The organism is Streptomyces sp. S186 (assembly GCF_051603415.1).
In the GTDB taxonomy this organism is placed as follows: domain Bacteria; phylum Actinomycetota; class Actinomycetes; order Streptomycetales; family Streptomycetaceae; genus Streptomyces.
The window spans coordinates 44938-61318 of sequence record NZ_CP193932.1; the positions used below are offsets into that span (position 1 = coordinate 44938).

Annotated in this window: 12 protein-coding genes; 7 read left to right on the forward strand and 5 right to left on the reverse strand. The window is 70.7% G+C overall.

Going from position 1 to position 16381, the window contains the following annotated elements; genetic code table 11:
* Positions 1-426: 426 nt before the first annotated feature.
* From ACRAS8_RS00210 to ACRAS8_RS00220, 3 genes are all read right to left on the reverse strand, one after another.
* On the reverse strand, positions 427-2280 hold the full coding sequence (locus ACRAS8_RS00210) for a glycoside hydrolase family 35 protein (protein WP_438483616.1): 1854 nt from the start codon (positions 2278-2280) through the stop codon (positions 427-429).
* A gap of 246 nt (positions 2281-2526) precedes the next feature.
* Positions 2527-3666: an NADH:flavin oxidoreductase gene (locus ACRAS8_RS00215; protein ID WP_438483618.1), complete on the reverse strand. Its 1140-nt coding sequence runs from the start codon at positions 3664-3666 to the stop codon at positions 2527-2529.
* Positions 3667-3848: 182 nt separating this feature from the next.
* Positions 3849-6029 (reverse strand): MFS transporter, encoded by a 2181-nt coding sequence (locus tag ACRAS8_RS00220; RefSeq protein WP_438483620.1) that lies wholly within the window; start codon positions 6027-6029, stop codon positions 3849-3851.
* 136 nt (positions 6030-6165) lie between these two features.
* On the opposite strand from ACRAS8_RS00220, the gene ACRAS8_RS00225 reads away from it, so the two are divergent.
* The 3 genes from ACRAS8_RS00225 (at position 6166) to ACRAS8_RS00235 (ending at position 8849) form a co-directional block, all read left to right on the forward strand.
* Positions 6166-6618 (forward strand): MarR family winged helix-turn-helix transcriptional regulator, encoded by a 453-nt coding sequence (locus ACRAS8_RS00225; protein ID WP_438483622.1) that lies wholly within the window; start codon positions 6166-6168, stop codon positions 6616-6618.
* A gap of 24 nt (positions 6619-6642) precedes the next feature.
* Positions 6643-8028 (forward strand): alpha/beta hydrolase family protein, encoded by a 1386-nt coding sequence (locus ACRAS8_RS00230; protein WP_438483624.1) that lies wholly within the window; start codon positions 6643-6645, stop codon positions 8026-8028.
* A 98-nt stretch (positions 8029-8126) separates the two neighbouring features.
* On the forward strand, positions 8127-8849 hold the full coding sequence (locus tag ACRAS8_RS00235; protein WP_438483626.1) for a leucine-rich repeat domain-containing protein: 723 nt from the start codon (positions 8127-8129) through the stop codon (positions 8847-8849).
* A gap of 66 nt (positions 8850-8915) precedes the next feature.
* On the opposite strand, the gene ACRAS8_RS00240 is transcribed toward ACRAS8_RS00235, so the two are convergent.
* Entirely contained in the window at positions 8916-9263 is a 348-nt protein-coding gene (locus ACRAS8_RS00240) for an ArsR/SmtB family transcription factor (RefSeq protein WP_438483628.1), read from the reverse strand.
* A 137-nt stretch (positions 9264-9400) separates the two neighbouring features.
* On the opposite strand from ACRAS8_RS00240, the gene ACRAS8_RS00245 reads away from it, so the two are divergent.
* From ACRAS8_RS00245 to ACRAS8_RS00255, 3 genes are all read left to right on the forward strand, one after another.
* The gene (locus tag ACRAS8_RS00245; RefSeq protein WP_438483630.1) at positions 9401-10510 is read left to right on the forward strand and encodes a Gfo/Idh/MocA family protein; all 1110 of its coding nucleotides are present in this window, start codon (positions 9401-9403) and stop codon (positions 10508-10510) included.
* A 325-nt stretch (positions 10511-10835) separates the two neighbouring features.
* Positions 10836-11978 (forward strand): MFS transporter, encoded by a 1143-nt coding sequence (locus ACRAS8_RS00250; RefSeq protein ID WP_438483632.1) that lies wholly within the window; start codon positions 10836-10838, stop codon positions 11976-11978.
* A gap of 368 nt (positions 11979-12346) precedes the next feature.
* Complete coding sequence (locus ACRAS8_RS00255; RefSeq protein ID WP_438483634.1) at positions 12347-13126, forward strand: hypothetical protein; 780 nt, start codon at positions 12347-12349, stop codon at positions 13124-13126.
* Positions 13127-13217: 91 nt separating this feature from the next.
* Here ACRAS8_RS00255 and ACRAS8_RS00260 read toward each other — a convergent pair whose 3' ends face one another.
* Complete coding sequence (locus ACRAS8_RS00260) at positions 13218-14429, reverse strand: acyl-CoA dehydrogenase family protein (protein ID WP_438483636.1); 1212 nt, start codon at positions 14427-14429, stop codon at positions 13218-13220.
* 148 nt (positions 14430-14577) lie between these two features.
* Here ACRAS8_RS00260 and ACRAS8_RS00265 point away from each other — a divergent pair, with 148 nt between their 5' ends.
* A complete protein-coding gene (locus ACRAS8_RS00265; RefSeq protein ID WP_438483638.1) occupies positions 14578-16377 on the forward strand; it encodes a CoA transferase in 1800 nt (599 codons plus the stop codon).
* The last annotated feature ends 4 nt before the right edge of the window (positions 16378-16381 follow it).

Consider the following 16381-nt stretch of genomic DNA (forward strand, 5'->3'; position numbering starts at 1 on the left):
TTCCAGTCGTTCAGGCCGAGTCGTCCGTCTCGGAATAGCTTGAGCCATCGTAGAGGTCCCGGATGGTGTGCAGCGCATTGCCGAAAGTTGTCGCCACGGTGCATCCCGCCTGCGACCAGGAGGGGCACATCTGCGGTTCTGCGTCGGCTGCTGCACCCGCCCCGGGCGCAGGGGCAGCGTTGGCAATCGGCGTGATAAGTGCTGTGGCGGACACGGCGAGGGCAACAGCTGCAAGAACAGTGCGAGGTTTCGTCATGTGTTGATCAACGACGAGATTAACGTTCGGTAACGTAGGCGGACGGCAATGGGACGGACCGTTCCCGCCGGTGCAGTGTGCGCGACGTGCGCCCCGTAGGCCCATCACGCCAGCGCCCCGCCATTTCCCCCGGTCGGGATTCCATGGCCGTATGCGAGTGGGGGTGTCTGCTAGCCGACGTCGGGTGCGGAGCGTACTTCGATCTGCTCCCCCGCACGCTCCATCTCCAGTACGACGAGCTCGTTCCGTCCCTTGCGCCACAGGTGGCTCGGCGCGTACAGCGTCACCTGGGGCCCCAGGGACCAGTAGCGGCCGAGCGCGAATCCGTTGAGCCAGACCATTCCCTTGTCCCAGCCCGGGAAGGCCAGGAAGCCGTCTGCGGGGACGTCGACGTGAAGCCGGGCCCGGTGGAACGCGGGGCCGGTCGGGGTGTCTCCGCTGGTGAATTTCAGAGCCGAGAGATCGCCCAGGGGCAGTCGGCGGATCTCCCAGTCATGCAGTTCTTCGTTGTCGAGGAGTACCGTTCCGCTGATTCCCTTGGGGTCGTTGAGGCCCTGGCCGAAGTTGACCCGCCCGGCGGGATCCACCAGGAGGTCGAGGATGCTGGACGCGCCGGCGACGGTGAGGGCGACCGAGTGGTCTGGCTGGTTGCGGTCGAAGGTACCGATCCGCTTGCCGTCGGCGAACACCAGCGCACGGTCGCCCAGTCCGGTGATCCGCAGGTCCCTGGTCCCGTGCGGCCCGCGCATCCGAGTGCGGTAGTGAATCAGTCCGTGCGGCTGCCCGAGGGCTTCCATGGGGACGGGGCTGGTGCGCCGCACCGGGGTGTCGCTCAGCACGTCGAGGGCATCCATCAACGGCACCGACTCACGGACAACGACCCTCTGGGGCGGCATTCGGCGTGGCGTGGCCGGCGGTGGAATGTTCGGCAGTGTGGTGTATTTGGCGAGCACCTCGCGCACCTTGTGGAACTTCTCGGTGAGTTCGCCGGATTCGCTGATCGGAGCGTCGTAGTCGTAGCTGGTGACGGTGGGCTGATAAGCGTTGCCACTGAGATTGGCGCCGGCGGACCAGCCGAAGTTCGTTCCGCCCACCGCCATATAGAGGTTGATCGAAGCGCCTGCTTCGAGGATCTTCTCCACGTCGGCGGCGGTCTGCGCCGGGTCGGTGGTGTGGTGGCGCTCTCCCCAGTGGTCGAACCAGCCGTCCCAGAACTCGGTGCAGAACAGCGGCTTGTCCGGCTGGAATTTGCGCAGCTCGGCGAAGGAGTCGGTGGGGTCCCCGGCGAAGTTGACGGTGGACAGGAGGTCGGGGAGACTGCCGTCCTTCAACGCTTGTGGAGTGGCACCGTTGGAACAGAACAGCAGGCTGTCTATGCCCTGCGCCCGCATGGTGTCCCTCAGGTGTTCCAGGTACGCGTGGTCGTTGCCGTAGCTGCCGTACTCGTTCTCGACCTGCATGGCGATGATGGGCCCGCCGCGCGTGGCCTGCAGATCGACGAGTCGGGGCAGCAGTTCAGCGAACCAGGCGTCGACCGCTGGCTCGTATGCGGGGTCGGAACGGCGCAGCGGCGCGTCCTTGTCCTTCAGGAGCCAGGCGGGCAGACCACCGAAGTCCCATTCGGCGCAGATGTACGGTCCCGGTCGCACGATCACCTTCAGTCCGACCTCGTCCGCGGTCCGTACAAATGCGGCGACATCGCGCCAGCCGGTGAAGTCCGCCTGCTTCTCGTACGGTTGGTGGAAATTCCAGGCGACGTAGGTCTCCACCGTGTTCAGGCCCATGGCCCGCATCCGTATCAGCCGGTCACGCCAGTCCTTGGGGTGCGTTCTGAAGTAGTGGAAAGCGCCCGAGAGGATGCGGAACGGCTTGCCGTCCAGCAGGAATTCATTACCGCGGAGGGTGAGTCCCCGCGGGTTGCCGGCCTGGGCGAGGGCCGTACGGCAGTTGGCCAGGGGGACGCCCAGGGACGCGGCTCCCACCATGGCCGCGCTCATGAATCTACGTCGGCTGAAGTGCGTCATGAGTGCTCTCCTCGACTCGACCGGTCGCCGCCCAAGCTCGGACATGTTCAATGGTGAGCGTTTCTGTGCATCGAGAGTGTTATGCAGAACGGCAATGAACACAAGAGCTCGTAGCCGCACACGATGAATCTGATCTGAAACGATGGCGGGAGAGCACCGGTGGGAATCGGTGCCCTCCCGCCATGCGCCGTCCGGTAGGCAGGACGGCACAGCTGGGGCTGGCAACTACTGGCAACTACGGTGCGGCTAGCTCAGGGACTTCAGCGCCGCCGCGTCGTACGGCTTGAGCTCCTCGAACCGGCCCTCCAGGACCTTGGCCGCCCACTGCGGGTCCTGGAGCAGGGCGCGGCCGACAGCGACGAGGTCGAACTCGTCGCGCTCCAGGCGCTCGAGGAGGTTGTCGATGCTGCCGACCGCAGCGCCCTCGCCCGCGAACGCACGGAGGAAGTCGCCGTCGAGGCCGACCGAGCCGACGGTGATGGTGGGCCGGCCGGTGAGCTTCTTGGTCCAGCCCGCCAGGTTGAGGTCCGAGTCCTCGAACTCCGGGAGCCAGTAGCGGCGGGTGGAAGCATGGAAAGCGTCGACGCCGGCCGCGGCGAGCGGAGCCAGGATCGCCTCCAGCTCCTGCGGGGTCTGGGCGAGCCGTGCGTCGTATGCCTCCTGCTTCCACTGCGAGTAGCGGAAGATCACCGGGAAGTCGGGCGAGACGGTTTCCCGGACGGCGGCCACGATCTCCGCCGCGAACTTCGTCCGGGCCACCGGGTCGCCGCCGTAGGCGTCGGTACGGCGGTTGGTGCCCTCCCACAGGAACTGGTCGAGGAGGTAGCCGTGGGCGCCGTGCAGTTCGACGCCGTCGAAGCCGATCCGCTCGGCGGCCGCGGCGGCCTCGGCGAAGGCACCGATGACGTCGTCCAGGTCGCCTCGGGTCATCGCCCTGCCGGTGCCCTCGGTTCCGTCGATGCGGATGCCGGAGGGGCCGACGGCGGGGGCGTCGGCGAAGGGCGGCTCGCCCTGCTTGCGGACCATGCCGATGTGCCACAGCTGCGGCACTATCGTGCCCCCTGCCGCGTGCACGTCCTCGGCGACCTTCGCCCAGCCGGCCAGCTGCTCCTCGCCGTGGAAGCGCGGAACGCGGTCGCTCTGCCCCGCCGAGTCGTGGCCGACGTAGGTCCCCTCGGTGACGATCAGGCCGACGCCCGCGGCGGCACGACGGGCGTAGTACGACCGCACGTCCTCACCGGGGACGCCCCCGGGGGAGAACATGCGCGTCATAGGCGCCATCACGATGCGGTTCGGGACGGTCAGGCCGTTCAGCGCGACGGGCCGGGACAGGATCTCGGCCGCGCGGGAGGCGGGGGACGTGGAGGGGGACGCAGAGACGGTCATGGGGTGCTCCTTGTCGGTATCAGTGGGTATGAGCCTGTGCGATCAGTAGCTGTGCGATCAGTAGGTGTGAGCACTGTGCGTGTTGGAGTGAGTGGGCGTGTTGGAGTGGCGTAGGAGGACCGTTCGGGGCGCGGGATTCCGGCGATCCGGGGGGCTGCCTGGGCATTCCCGGACTCCGTGGCTTATTGGGGCGCGGGGTGTGCCAGTTCCAGATGGAAGTCGTCCGTGCCGTGGCCCTCGACGGCCAGCGCCGATGCCACGGGTGGGTAGCCGCTGGCTATGAGCGAGTACTCGCCCGCGGTCAGGTCGGTGAAGACGTACACGCCGTCGGCGTCCGAGAGGGTGGTGCGCACTACGTTCCCGGCGTCGTCGACCAGCGTGAGCCGAGCGTTGGGCAGCGGATGGCCGGCCTTCCCGGCGCGTACGGTGCCTCGCACCTGCGCACCTGCCGTTTCTGCGGCGCGCGGGAGCCGCACGCCGTACGCGACCGGGGTCGCTGCTGCCATGACCGTGGCGGCCTGTGGCTCATGGCCGTCGGCGGCGGTGATCAGCACGTACGGACCGCTGGCCGGGGCGTGCAGCGCGTAGCGGCCGTCGGGGTGGGAGAGCGTGCGGGCGACCTGCCGTCCGTCCGGCGATATGAGGGTGAGGGCGGCACCGCCCAGCGCCTCGCCGTCGGCGTTCCGCACCAGGCCGTGAAACCCGGCCCCGGCCCGGACGGCACCGGCAACGACGGCATCGGCCGGGATGGCGCCGGCCGGGGCGGCGTCTGTCGGAGCAGCATCCGTCGGAGCGGCGTGAGCCTGGGACGCGAGATTCGCAACGGGTTCGACAACGGCCGCTTCCGTAAGGCGCGTTGACGACACATCAGCACTTGCCGCGCCTGCCGTGGCGGACCGGGGGCCGTTCGGTCCGTGCTGTGGCTGCTGCCCCTGCTGTTCGCGCAGGCCGAGCCAGCCGATCACCGCGACCAGCGCGAAGGCGACGGCTCCGATGCCGAAGGTGAGGGTGAACCCGGATTCGGCGGGCAGCGGCGCCACGCCCGCCGGCAGGTGCTCGATGGTCTTGGACGCCAGGATGGTCGTGACGATGGCACTGCCGATCGCGCTGCCGGTGGAGCGGGAGATCGAGTTGATGCCGTTGGCTATGCCGCTCTGGTGGTGCGGGACGCTCGCCATGATGACGGCGGGCATGGCGGCGTAGCCGAAACTGACGGCCGCGCCGGTCAGGAGGCCGGCTCCGATCACGGAGGCGGTGTGGCCTTGGTCAAGGGCCAGCCAGCCGAAGCCGACGGCTCCGCATGCCGCGGCCACGCCCAGCGCGTACCGGGGGCCGCGGTGGCGGACGAGCTGGCCGCCGAGGGGCGAGGCGAGCAGGGAGACGAGCGCGCCGGGCAGCAGGAACTGGACGGATGCCCGCAGGATGGACGCGTCGAAGCCGTAGCCGGTGAGCGCCTTGGGCATCTGTACGAGGTAGGAGACGCCGAGGAAGTTGGCGAACATGCCGAAGCCGACCAGAACGCCGGAGAGGTTGGCCATGAGGACCGGGCGGTGGACGAACATCCGCATGTCGACGAGGGGCTCGCGAACCTTGAGCTCCGTCAGGACCCAGACCACGAGCATGACGGCCGCACCGGCGAACGTGCCGAGCGTACGGCCGGAGGTCCAGCCCCACTCGTGCCCCTGAGAGATCGGCAGCAGGAGCAGCAGCAGGGTGATGCCGAGGGTGAGGGCGCCGAGGAAGTCGGTGCGCCCGCCGGTCTTGTGCCGGGTCGCCGGGACGAGGAAGACAACCGCGAGCAGGGCGAGGACCGCGAAGCCGGTGGCCATCCAGAAGGCGTTGCGGTAGTCGGCGTCGGCACCGGAGGTGAGCAGGCCGGTGGCGACGAGCGCCAGCCCGCTGCCGAACGCAAGCGTGCCGCTGACCAGGGCCATGGCGCCGGGCAGCCGCTGCGGCCGGACCTCTTCACGCAGGACGGAGAGGGCCAGCGGGAAGATCGCGGTGGCCGCCCCCTGGAGCACCCGGCCCAGGATCAGCAGTGGCAGCGAGCCGGCGACCGCGGCTATGACGGAGCCCGCGACCATGACGACGAGCACGGCCACCAGGGTGGGCTTCTTGCCGTGCTGGTCGCCGAAGCGGCCGAGCAGCGGGGTGAAGACCGCGGCGGACAGCAGAGTGGCGGTGGTCACCCAGCTGACGTCGGCGGCCGAGCTGCCGAGGTCGTTCCGCATCAGGCCCAGGATCGGGACGGGCAGGGTCTGCATCATCGACACGACCATCGCGGCAAGACTCAGGGCGAGGATGACGAGCGTCTCGTGCCGTCGCCCTGCGGCGGGGGCGGATGCGGATGCGGCGTGGCTCATGACTGGCGGGGACCTTCGGTGCTTCAGGCCATAGATGTTTCATGGCATCAAGTATTTCTCTAGACGGTAGACCTCAATACTTCAGATCGTCAAGTAAACAATTGATGAAGTGAAGCACTTTGGGTACGCTCCGGCCATGAGGACCACACCCGCCCCGGCACCCACCAAGCTCCAGCTGCTGGAACTGCTGGCCGCCGTGGGCGCCGCCCAGTGGCGCGACTTCGCGGCCGCCGCCGCCCACCATGGCCTCACCGCCACACAGGCGAAGGTCCTCGCCCAGCTCGACGGCCCGCTGCCGATGCGCGGCCTGGCCACCTTGCTGGTGTGCGACGCGTCGAACGTCACGGGGATCGTGGACCGACTGGAGGCCCGCGAGCTGGTCCGCCGGGAAGCCGACCCCGCGGACCGCCGGGTGAAGAACGTCGTCGCGACCGACGCGGGCCGCGAGATCATCCGTCGCGTGCGTGAGGAGATGCAGGAGACACACGGCGCCCTCGATGCCCTCACCGAAGTCGAGAGCGTGACGCTCCACGCCCTCCTGGAGCGGCTGCGACCGGCGAGGAAGAAGGAAGCCCCACCGCCCAACTAGGATGGCTTTACCTAGAGTTGGCCCATGGGGAGAGACAGAGCCGAGAAGAGTAGCGGCCCCAGGAATTGGTGGCGTTCGCGCGCCGGCGATGTCGGTGCGGCCACGGCGGTGCTGGCGCTGCTCGCTGTGGCCACCACCCCGCCCGGGTCGGCGGCAGCCGCAGTCGCTGCGGGACGGCACGGCGCTACCGCGGCCGGAGCGACCACCGCGCCCTCGCAATCAACCTGCGGCAGGGGCACACGGCTGGGCGGACTGGTATCCGTCGCGCCGATCGGCGAGCAGAGCCGGAGTCAGGTCGTCGCCGCCGCCCGCGCGCAGGGTTTCACCGGCACCGACGCCGAGCTGGACAAGGTCGTGCGTCACGGCGTCGCCCGCTACCGCGTCGTATACCGCACCCGCACGCCGGACAACCGGCCGACCACCGCCTCCGGCCTGCTCGTTCTCCCCCGGCTGACCGTGACGCACAACGCCCCGCTGCCGACCGTCATCCACACACACGGCTCCATGACCGCCCGGGATCGCGCCCCGTCGGTCAATCCCGAGGGCCCGGACCACGTCGCGTCCACGGTGTACGCCGCCGGCGGACGGATCGCGCTCGCACCCGACTACCTCGGACTGGGTCTGGGACCGGGACGGCACCCGTTCATGGACGTCGCCTCGACCGTCTCGGCCAGCCTCGACCTGCTGTGCGCCTCCCCCATCGCTCTCCGGCAGATAGCCGCCGGCTACGATTCCCGCCCCGGCATCGCACCGGACGGAGGCGTGTACGTCACGGGCTTCTCCCAAGGAGGGCAGGCCGCGATGGGAGTGGGGCAGGCCCTTTCCGGCGGCGCGGTGCGCTCGTTCCGCCTGCGCGGCCTGGCAGCGGTCGGCGGTGAGTACGACCTCGAACACGTCGAGATCCCGGCACTGTTCGACGGGCGCATCAACGCCACGGCGGGCGTGATCGCGGCGGCGTACTTCCTCACGGCACAAAGGCACCTCTCCACGCCCCCTCTCTGCACCGATCCCGCCGCGGTGTTCCGCCCTCCCTACGCGGCCTACGTGGAGGACCTCTTCGACGGTGAGCACTCCCAGGAGGAGGTGGTGAAGAAGCTGCCGGGCACGCTGAACGAACTGGTCACCGAGCGGTGGTACGACTACCTGCGCCATCCCACCGGCCCGCTGCTCGACGCCTTGCGGCGAAACAGTACGAGCTGCGCATGGACTCCCCGCGTACCCGTGACGCTCCACACGTCGGCCGGCGACCGGGAGGCACCCCGCGACAACACCCTCAGCTGTGCTCGCCAGTTGGCCGAGCACGGAAGAACGGCGCGGGTCGTCGATCACGGATCCGTCGACCACACCGGGGCGTTCCAGCACGCGGTGATCCCGATAGCCCGTGGCTTCCCGACACCGACAGTCGGCTGATCCCCTCCGTTGCTGCACGGCCCCCACCTCCAGTGGCGGGGCCGCCGCGGCCACCCGCCAGAATCTCCCTCAGGACCGTCAACGGAAGGGGCCCGGCCGTGCAGCCCACCACACTCAACCTCTGGCGCCGGCAACTCGGTGAAGTGCCCGAGTGGGTCTGGCAGCGCACCGAGCTACGCGCACTGATCCTGGCCGAGACCGGCCTCACGGCGCTCTCGCCGAAGATCGGACGCCTGGGCCGCCTGACCATGTTGGACCTCGGCCACAACAAGCTCACGTCGCTTCCCGACACCCTGGGCGACCTGGTCGAACTCAGTGGCTGCCTCTACCTCCACGACAACCACGTGACCAGGCTTCCGGACACATTGGGAAACCTGACACGGCTGCGTTACCTCAACGTCGGCGAGAACCCGCTGACCGCCCTGCCCGAAACCATCGGCCGGATCGCGGAACTGACCGAGCTACGGGCCCAGCACACCCGGCTGACCGCATTGCCTGGCGGCATCGGTCGCCTTCATAAGTTGCGCGAGCTCTGGCTGCGCGGAAACGCCCTCACCGATCTGCCGTCCACCGTGGCCGACCTGCATGAACTCCGGCACCTGGACCTGCGTGAGAACGCCCTCACCGAACTGCCCGAGTCGTTGGCGGGGCTCCCCCTGCTTCGGCAGATCGACCTGCGCAGCAACCGCCTGGCCCGAATTCCCGACTGGGTCACGCAGCTGCCCTCCCTGGAAAAGCTCGATCTTCGGTGGAACGCCTGCACGCTCCCCCACCGCTTGCTGCGCAGCCTGGAGGAACGCGGCTGCGTTGTCCTCATGTGAAGCGTCGACGGAGCACCCGGAACACACACCGGTCAAGGCCCTTCCATCAACTCAATCAACAACGCTTCAGTTCGTGTCGCCGACCGCCACCTCTCGCCCGGCCCCCTCCTTCAGTACGAGGTCGAGCAGCCCGGGGAAGCGGCGGTCCAGCTCCTCGCGGCGCAGAGTGTTCACGCGTCGGGTGCCCGCGTCCCGCTGCCGGATCAGTCCTGACTCGCGAAGGATCTTGAAGTGGCGGCTGAGCGCGGACTTGGCGACCGGCAACTGGAAGGTCCCGCAGGCGACCTCGGCGTGACGGCCGAGCGTGACGACGATGCTCAACCGGATGGGGTCGGCGAGGGCGCTCATGATCACAAAGAGGTCCAGGTCCCGTTCGTCGGGGTGGACCAAGGGCGAAGAAGTACGGCTGGCCATGGCTCCAGTATCCATGACCACCGCCACATGTTCACAATATTGCGAACATGAGCTACGGTCGTGATCATCGACCTCCGGAGGCCCCGGTCCGCCGGCGGTCCCGTCCCGCTCTGCTCTGCAACATCAAGGAGACAGTCATGCCTGGCACCCCTTCGCCCCGCACCCCCATCGGCGTCGGCATCATCGGCCTCAGCGCCTCCGGCGGCTGGGCCGCCACCGCCCATCTACCCGCACTGCGCGCGTTGGACGGCTTCGAGGTCCGCGCGCTGTCCGCCTCCAGCGCCGCCTCCGCCAAGGCGGCAGGCGAGAAATACGGCATCCCGCTCGCCTTCGGCACCCACGAGGAGCTGGTCCGGCGCGATGAGGTCGACCTGGTCGTCATCACCGTGAAGGTACCCCAGCACCGGGAGTTGGCACTGGCCGCGCTGCACGCCGGAAAGATGGTGCTGAGCGAGTGGCCGCTGGGCAACGGGCTCGCCGAGGCCGAAGAGCTGGCGGCCCTCGCCGAATCCAGGGGACTGCGCACCTTCGTCGGACTGCAGGCCCGCTCCGCTCCCCCGGTCCGCTACGTGCGCGATCTGATCGCGTCGGGGTACGTCGGGGAGGTGCTCTCCACCAGCATCATCGCCTCGGGACGCGGCTGGGGCGGCGACATCCCCGGCCGCAACGCCTACACCCTCGACCCGGCCAACGGCGCCACCATGCTGACCATCCCGTTCGGCCACACCATCGACGCGCTCACCATGGCCCTGGGAGAGTTCACCGACCTCGGCGCAACCCTCGCCACCCGCCGCACTTCCGTGCGCGATGAGACAACCGGCGAGATCCTGCCGATGAACGCGCCGGACCAACTCGCCCTCAACGGCATGTTGGAGGGCGGCGCGGTGGCGTCCGTCCACTTCCGCGGCGGCCTGTCCCGCGCGACCGACTTCCACTGGGAGATCAATGGAACCGAAGGCGATCTGCTGCTCACCGGCGCCTCCGGCCATCTCCAGTTCGGCCAGGTAACCGTGCACGGCGCCCGGGGCAAGGAAACAACCCTCAAGGAACTGCCGGTCCCCACCTCCTACGAGACGCTTCCCCAACTCGCCGGCCGCCGTACCGAGATGGCGTACACCGTCGCCCACTCCTACGAGCAGATCCACGCCGACCTCACGCACGGCACCCACCACGCACCGGACTTCGCCCACGCGGTACGCCGCCACCGCCTCCTGGACCGCATCGAGCGCGCAGCAACGCACGGTTGATCCACCCGGCCACTCGGTCGATCCACCCGGCGACTCGGCGGGCCATCGGAGAGGGTCCGACGCCATGACGGCGGATGCCAACGATGCGGCGCGGCGCCGCTTCACGGCAGCATCCGGGAACCGGCGGGTGGATGCGTACGACTCTCTGCCGTGGGCCACGTGCGGTGCGTGGTCCGGGCATGGAGGGAGAGTGCGTGTGCACGCAGATCGGTCGTTCCCGCCGTCCTCGATACCAGCGGACTCCCGGAGGGGTGGTGACGCGGGCGCCGAGCGGCGTACAGGGGCGGGGCTGACCCTGTTGCTGACGTCGGCGATGGCGTTTTCCATGCTGCAGTTGTTCCTGCTCGGGGCGCTCGGTCCGCTGTTGGTGGACGAACTGCGGATGAGCCGGGCCTTGTTGGGGCTGACGACGACGGCCGGGTTCGGGGCCGCCGCCGTGCTGTCGCCCGTGGCGGGGCGGGTGGTGGACCGGGTGGGGCCGCGGCGCTGTCTAATCGTGCTGTTGTGGCTCGTCGGTGTGGCTCTTGCCTTGATCGCTTCGGCCCCGGGGTACGGGGTGTTGCTGGCGGCGGTCGCGGTGGGCGGGGTTCCGCAGGCGCTGGCCAACCCGGCGACGAACAAGGTGATACGGGCTGTCGTGCCGGAGGCACGGCGTGGTGCGGTGACCGGTGCCAAGCAGTCGGGTGTGCAGTTGGGGGCCTTTGCCGCCGGTCTGCCGTTGGCCGCGTTGGCGGGCGGGGTCGGTTGGCGGGGTGCGGTGTGGGTGGCCGCGTCCCTGGCCGTGGTCGCGGCGCTGTGGGCGGTCCGTGGGCTACCCGCCGATGGGGTGCCTGGCGGTCCGTCTCGGCCTGCGGTGCGGAAGTCGGGCGGCGGGGTGTCGTCGGTGGGGTCCGAGGTGGGGTGGTTGCTGGTGTTCTCGCTGCTGCTCGGGGCGGGGATAGCTTCGGTGAACACGTATCTGGCCCTGTTCGGGGCGCAGCGGCTCGGGTTGGCTCCGACCTCGGCCGGTGTTCTGGTGGCGGTGTTGGGACTGGCGGGGATCGCCGGGCGGATGGGCTGGTCGAGGGCGGCCGGACGGCCGGGGCGGGCGGTGGTGCTGCCCGCGATGCTGGCGGGTGGTGCGGTGGTTGCCGGGCTGTTGCTGGTCGCCGCGCTGCGGGTCCCGGTGCTGGTGTGGGCGTCGGCGGTGGCGGTCGGGGTGTTCGCGGTCGCCGGTAATGCGGTGTCGATGGTGGTAGTGATCCAGCGGGCGGCGCCTGGTCGGGCCGGGCGGGACTCCGCTCTGGTGTCCGCGGGATTCTTCGCGGGGTTCGCCGTCGGGCCACCGGCGTTCGGTGCGCTGGTGGAGTCGTCCGGGTACGGGTCGGGGTGGCTGCTGGTGGCGGTGGAGTTCGCGGCGGCGTGCCTGGTCGCGGCGGTGTGGGCGGTGCGGGAGCGGCGCCGGACCGGCAGCGGGGTGCGGCCATGACCCCGCGGTCGGGGAACGCACCCCGGGCCGACGGTCCCAGGGTGCTGCCATGGGCGCGGGATGCTCTCGCCCTCGTCCTGGACCGTGTGGCCGTAACGGCCGCGGAGGTCGGTGAACGGTTCCCGTTGTATGCGGACCCGGCGAGCGGGCGGTGGACGACGACTGCGCGCGGCTCGTGGGCCGGGGGCTTCTGGGCGGGGTTGCGGTGGCTGCGGGCGCTGCACTCCGGGGACGTACGGGATCGCGCGGGGGCGGCTGACTGCACCGGGCGACTGGCGGGTTGGCTGGGTGTCGATACGGCGACGCGGGGGCTGATCTTCTGGTATGGCACCGCGTTGGGCGCGGGGCCCGGTGGGGATCGCGGTGCGGTGGATCTGCGGGACCGGGCGGCTCGCGTATGCCTGGAGGACGCCTTCGACGCCGTGCTCGGCATCGTGCCGTGGGGCGCCGCCTTCGGTGGGCCTCGCCTGGTGGCGCGGGTGGACGGGGCGGCCGGGATGGTGCCGCTGCTCGCGACCGCCGGAACGGCCGAGGGGCTACGCGCCGCCCGGTCCCATATCGATCGGCATCTCGCGCTGTGCCTCGGTGCGGAGCCGCTGCGGCCGGCGTGGGAATGGACCGAGGCGGGACGGTGGGTCGGCTGCTCACGTCCGGCGCCGGGTTGGAGTCGCGGGCGGGCGTGGTTGCTGCTGGCCCTCGCCGACGCCGCCGTGTTTCTGGACGACGGTTCGTACGCGCAAGTCGCCCGGGAGATGCTCGGACGGGACCGGGGAATGACTGGCGACCTCGTTCCGTCAGCAGACATGACGCCATATCAAACTCACTTCTCAGCTGGCAAGTTGATGCATCAAGGGCCGGTGGACACATCCGCCGCCGCGATCGAGGCGGTCGCGTTGTTGAAGCTCGCGGCGACGGTCACGGCGTCCGAAGCGGAAGGGTTGCGAGGGCGGGCGACCACGATCCTGCGGCATCTGGTCACCGCGCATCTGACGGCTCCGGGCGCGGGCCGACCGCCCGGGATGCTGCTCCATGGCTGTTACGACCTGGATCAGGGCATTGCCGTCCGGCACGAGTTGGTGTGGGGAGATTTCTTTCTCGCCCTCGGGCTCGCGCTGGTCACCGGGTTGGTGGACGCCGACGACGTGTGACGTGCGCGACGGGCGGTGCCCACGGCATCCACACCCCCGCCGGAGCACCGCCCCCAAGCTCCCAACCCTCCCCCGCCCCCGCACTTGTCGCTCACTCGTCCCGCAACACCCGTCGCGCCACGGAGGTGATGTGCAATTCGTCCGGGCCGTCGAGAAGGCGCGCCAGGCGGCCCATGCGAAAGAGCGCGGGGAGCGGCGTGTCCGGGCCGAGGCCGGCGGCTCCATGGATCTGGATGGCAGCGTCCGCGACGTACTGGAGCATGCGTGCCGCCGCGACCTTGGCCAGTCCGACCTCGATGCGGGCGTCGTGGCCTGCCTCGATGAGCCGGGCGGCTTCGTGGACCAGCGGCCGGGTGGAGCGGATGGCCAGCAGTGCTTCGAAGAGCTGCTGTTGGACGAGCTGGTGGTTGCCGAGTGCCCCGTCGCGCAGGGTCCGTTCCCGGGCGCGGGTGCGCATGAGGGCGAAGGCCCGTTCGGCCTGGCCGAGCCACCGCAGGCAGCGCAGTGTGCGGCCGAGTTGGAGACGTTGCGCGGCGACGGCCAGGGCCTGGCCGCGTTCACCGATGAGGTGGTCGGCAGGGACGCGTACGTCGTCGAGTTCGATCTCCCACTGGCCTCCGATGCCCAGTACGGGCAGCTCCCGGACGAGACGGAAGCCCGGGGCGTCGGTGGGCACCAGGAGCAGGGACAGACCGTGTCGGTCGGGCGGCTCGCCGTCGGTGCGGGCGAGGACGGTCACGATGTCGGCCTCCGCGGCCGCGGTCGTGAACCACTTACGGCCGTGCACCTTCCAGGAGCCGTCGGCCCCGGATTCGGCCCGGGTTCTGGTCAGGAGCGGGTCGCTGCCCGGTGATTCGGGCTCGGTCATCGCGTAGGCGGAGCGAAGTTTCCCGGCCGTCAGCCGGTGCAGAAAGCGCGTGCGGACGCGGGGCGTGGCATGCCGGTGGAGCATGAGAGCGTCCAGGAGGGTGGCGGAGCCGAGTGCGGCCGGGCCGTGGTCGCTGGCACCTTCGGCCTCGGCGAGAGGGGCGTACGAGGTCAACGGCAGCCCCTGACCGCCCAGTTCGACCGGTAGGGGCAAGGCCCACAGTCCTTCCCGTTTCGCCGCCTCCTGGAGCGCGGCGAGGGTCCGCGCCGCCGTCGGACCGCCCGCGTCGAGTGCGGGCTCCTGAGGGATGACGTGTTGCGTGACGAATTCCGTTACGCGTTCCCGTAGTTCTGCGACGGGTGCCGGGGCGGACGGCACGGCGCCCCCGCCACCGTTCCGGGTCCGGTCCCCGCGGGCAGATCGCGGAATCTCCATCAGCTTTCTCCGTTCCTTTCGGGAACCAGGCGTTGCCGCCATCCGACTGCTCGACTCGCGGGACAGATGTCGGCCCCGACCGCCATCGGGTTCCCGCGCCGAGTCCGGTGCCGAAGCGGCGGCCATCGCCGCCGGAGGAGGTTCAGCCATGGCACACACCACGACGGCGGGGACGGCTCTGCCGCTCGACGGGCTGGAGTTGAGCGCTTCGGGCCCGCCCGGTCCGGCCGGTACGGCCGTCGGTCATCTGCGGGCGCTGGGGGCCCGCCCCGCACCGGTCGCCGACCGCGGTCCGGCCGACCGTGCCCGACTGATCCTGGCGGGACGGGGGCATCCGCCCGTGGTGGCGCGCGTGGGCTGGGCGGACGTATGCCCTCCGCAGGAGGTGTGCGACGAGGCCACCGCACAGGCGGTCTGTGGGGTGATGGCCGTCCACGGGCAGCGCGAGGGCGGCCCGCGCGGTCTGGCCGTCGACTACGCGGCGACCGCCGCCGGCGTCCTCGCGGTGCAGGGGCTGCTCGCCGCACTGATCGGTCAGGCGCGCGGCGGCGCGTACGGCTCGGTCTCCACCGCGGTGGACAGGGCGGCGCTGCTGACGGTCTCCCAGTACATAGCCGCTGCCGGGGCGGAGGAGGGGGAAGCGGCGCCGACGGGGCCGGGTGGGCCGCCGTTCACCACTGCCGACGGGACGCGCTTCGAGCTGGAGGCGCTGGAGCCCGCGGTGTGGGCGGCCTTCTGGCGTGCGGTGGGCGCGCCGCGGGAGGCGATACGGGCGGGCTGGCGGCCGTTCCAGTTCCGGTACGCGACGGGCTGTGCCCCGCTGCCCGACGCGTTGCACGCCGTCACCCGCGCCCGTAGCTGGGCGGAGGTCCGCCGCGCCGCGGACATCTCGGGGGCGGACGTCTGCCGGCTCCACACACTGGCGGAGCGGGCGGCGGAGGGCGGTGCGGCGGGTGTGCCGTGGGCGCTCGCGCCCGGCCGAGCCGCCCCACCTGCCGCCCGCGTTCGCATTCCGTCGGCTGCCGGTCCGCTGGCGGGCCTGGTCGTCCTGGAGGCCGGACGCCGGATCCAGGCGCCGCTCGCCGCGCACCTGCTGGGTCTGCTCGGCGCGGAGGTGATCCGTATAGAGCCTCCGGGTGGTGACCCGTTGCGCGGTATGCCGCCCACGTGCTCCGGCCTCTCCGCGCGGTGGCTGGCCCTCAACCGGGGCAAGAAGGCCGTGGAGATCGACATCAAGTCCGCGTCCGGGCGCGGCCGGCTGCGCGAGATGGCGGCCGGGGCGGATGTGTTCCTCCACAACTGGGCGCCGGGGAAGGCCGAGCAGCTGAGCCTGGACACCGAGGCACTGTCCGCCGCCAACCCCGGTCTGGTCTACGCCTACACCAGTGGTTTCGCCGGCCGGGAACTGCCTGGTGCGCCGGTGGGCACCGACTTCATGATGCAGGCCAGAACGGGCGTCGGCGAGGCCGCCCGCCCCGCCGGTGAGCCGCCGGCGCCCTCCCTGATGACGTTGTTGGACTTACTGGGCGGGCTGCTGGGCGCGGAGGCCGTGCTGGCCGGTCTGCTCGCCCGTGAACGCACCGGGCACGGCATCCGCGTCGACTCCTCACTGCTGGGCGCCGCCGACATGCTCACCGCGCCGGCCCTGCGCCGCGCGGAGGCCGGCCGCAACCCTCGGCGTCCGGCGGGTTTCCGCCGTCCACTGCGGACCGCGGACGGCTGGCTGGCCCCGGCCGATGTCCACGCTGCCGAAGCCGCCGGCCACGCGGCGCGCCTACGACGGCTGCCCACCGCCGAAGCCCTCGTCGAACTGCGCACCCGCGGGCTGGCCGCCACCGCTGTCAGCACCGAACTCGCCGGCCTCCCGGGCGATCCCCGGCTCGCCGGCGCCCTGACCCGCGACGCCCACGGCGCACCCGCCGTCCCGTCCCCTTGGAGTCTTTCGTGACCCG

Coding starts and splice junctions, on each gene's coding strand:
- ACRAS8_RS00210 (WP_438483616.1), bottom strand. CDS start 2,280: ATGACGCACTTCAGCCGACGTAGATTCATGAGCGCGGCCATGGTGGGA.
- ACRAS8_RS00215 (WP_438483618.1), bottom strand. CDS start 3,666: ATGACCGTCTCTGCGTCCCCCTCCACGTCCCCCGCCTCCCGCGCGGCC.
- ACRAS8_RS00220 (WP_438483620.1), bottom strand. CDS start 6,029: ATGAGCCACGCCGCATCCGCATCCGCCCCCGCCGCAGGGCGACGGCAC.
- ACRAS8_RS00225 (WP_438483622.1), top strand. CDS start 6,166: ATGAGGACCACACCCGCCCCGGCACCCACCAAGCTCCAGCTGCTGGAA.
- ACRAS8_RS00230 (WP_438483624.1), top strand. CDS start 6,643: ATGGGGAGAGACAGAGCCGAGAAGAGTAGCGGCCCCAGGAATTGGTGG.
- ACRAS8_RS00240 (WP_438483628.1), bottom strand. CDS start 9,263: ATGGCCAGCCGTACTTCTTCGCCCTTGGTCCACCCCGACGAACGGGAC.
- ACRAS8_RS00245 (WP_438483630.1), top strand. CDS start 9,401: ATGCCTGGCACCCCTTCGCCCCGCACCCCCATCGGCGTCGGCATCATC.
- ACRAS8_RS00250 (WP_438483632.1), top strand. CDS start 10,836: ATGCTGCAGTTGTTCCTGCTCGGGGCGCTCGGTCCGCTGTTGGTGGAC.
- ACRAS8_RS00260 (WP_438483636.1), bottom strand. CDS start 14,429: ATGGAGATTCCGCGATCTGCCCGCGGGGACCGGACCCGGAACGGTGGC.
- ACRAS8_RS00265 (WP_438483638.1), top strand. CDS start 14,578: ATGGCACACACCACGACGGCGGGGACGGCTCTGCCGCTCGACGGGCTG.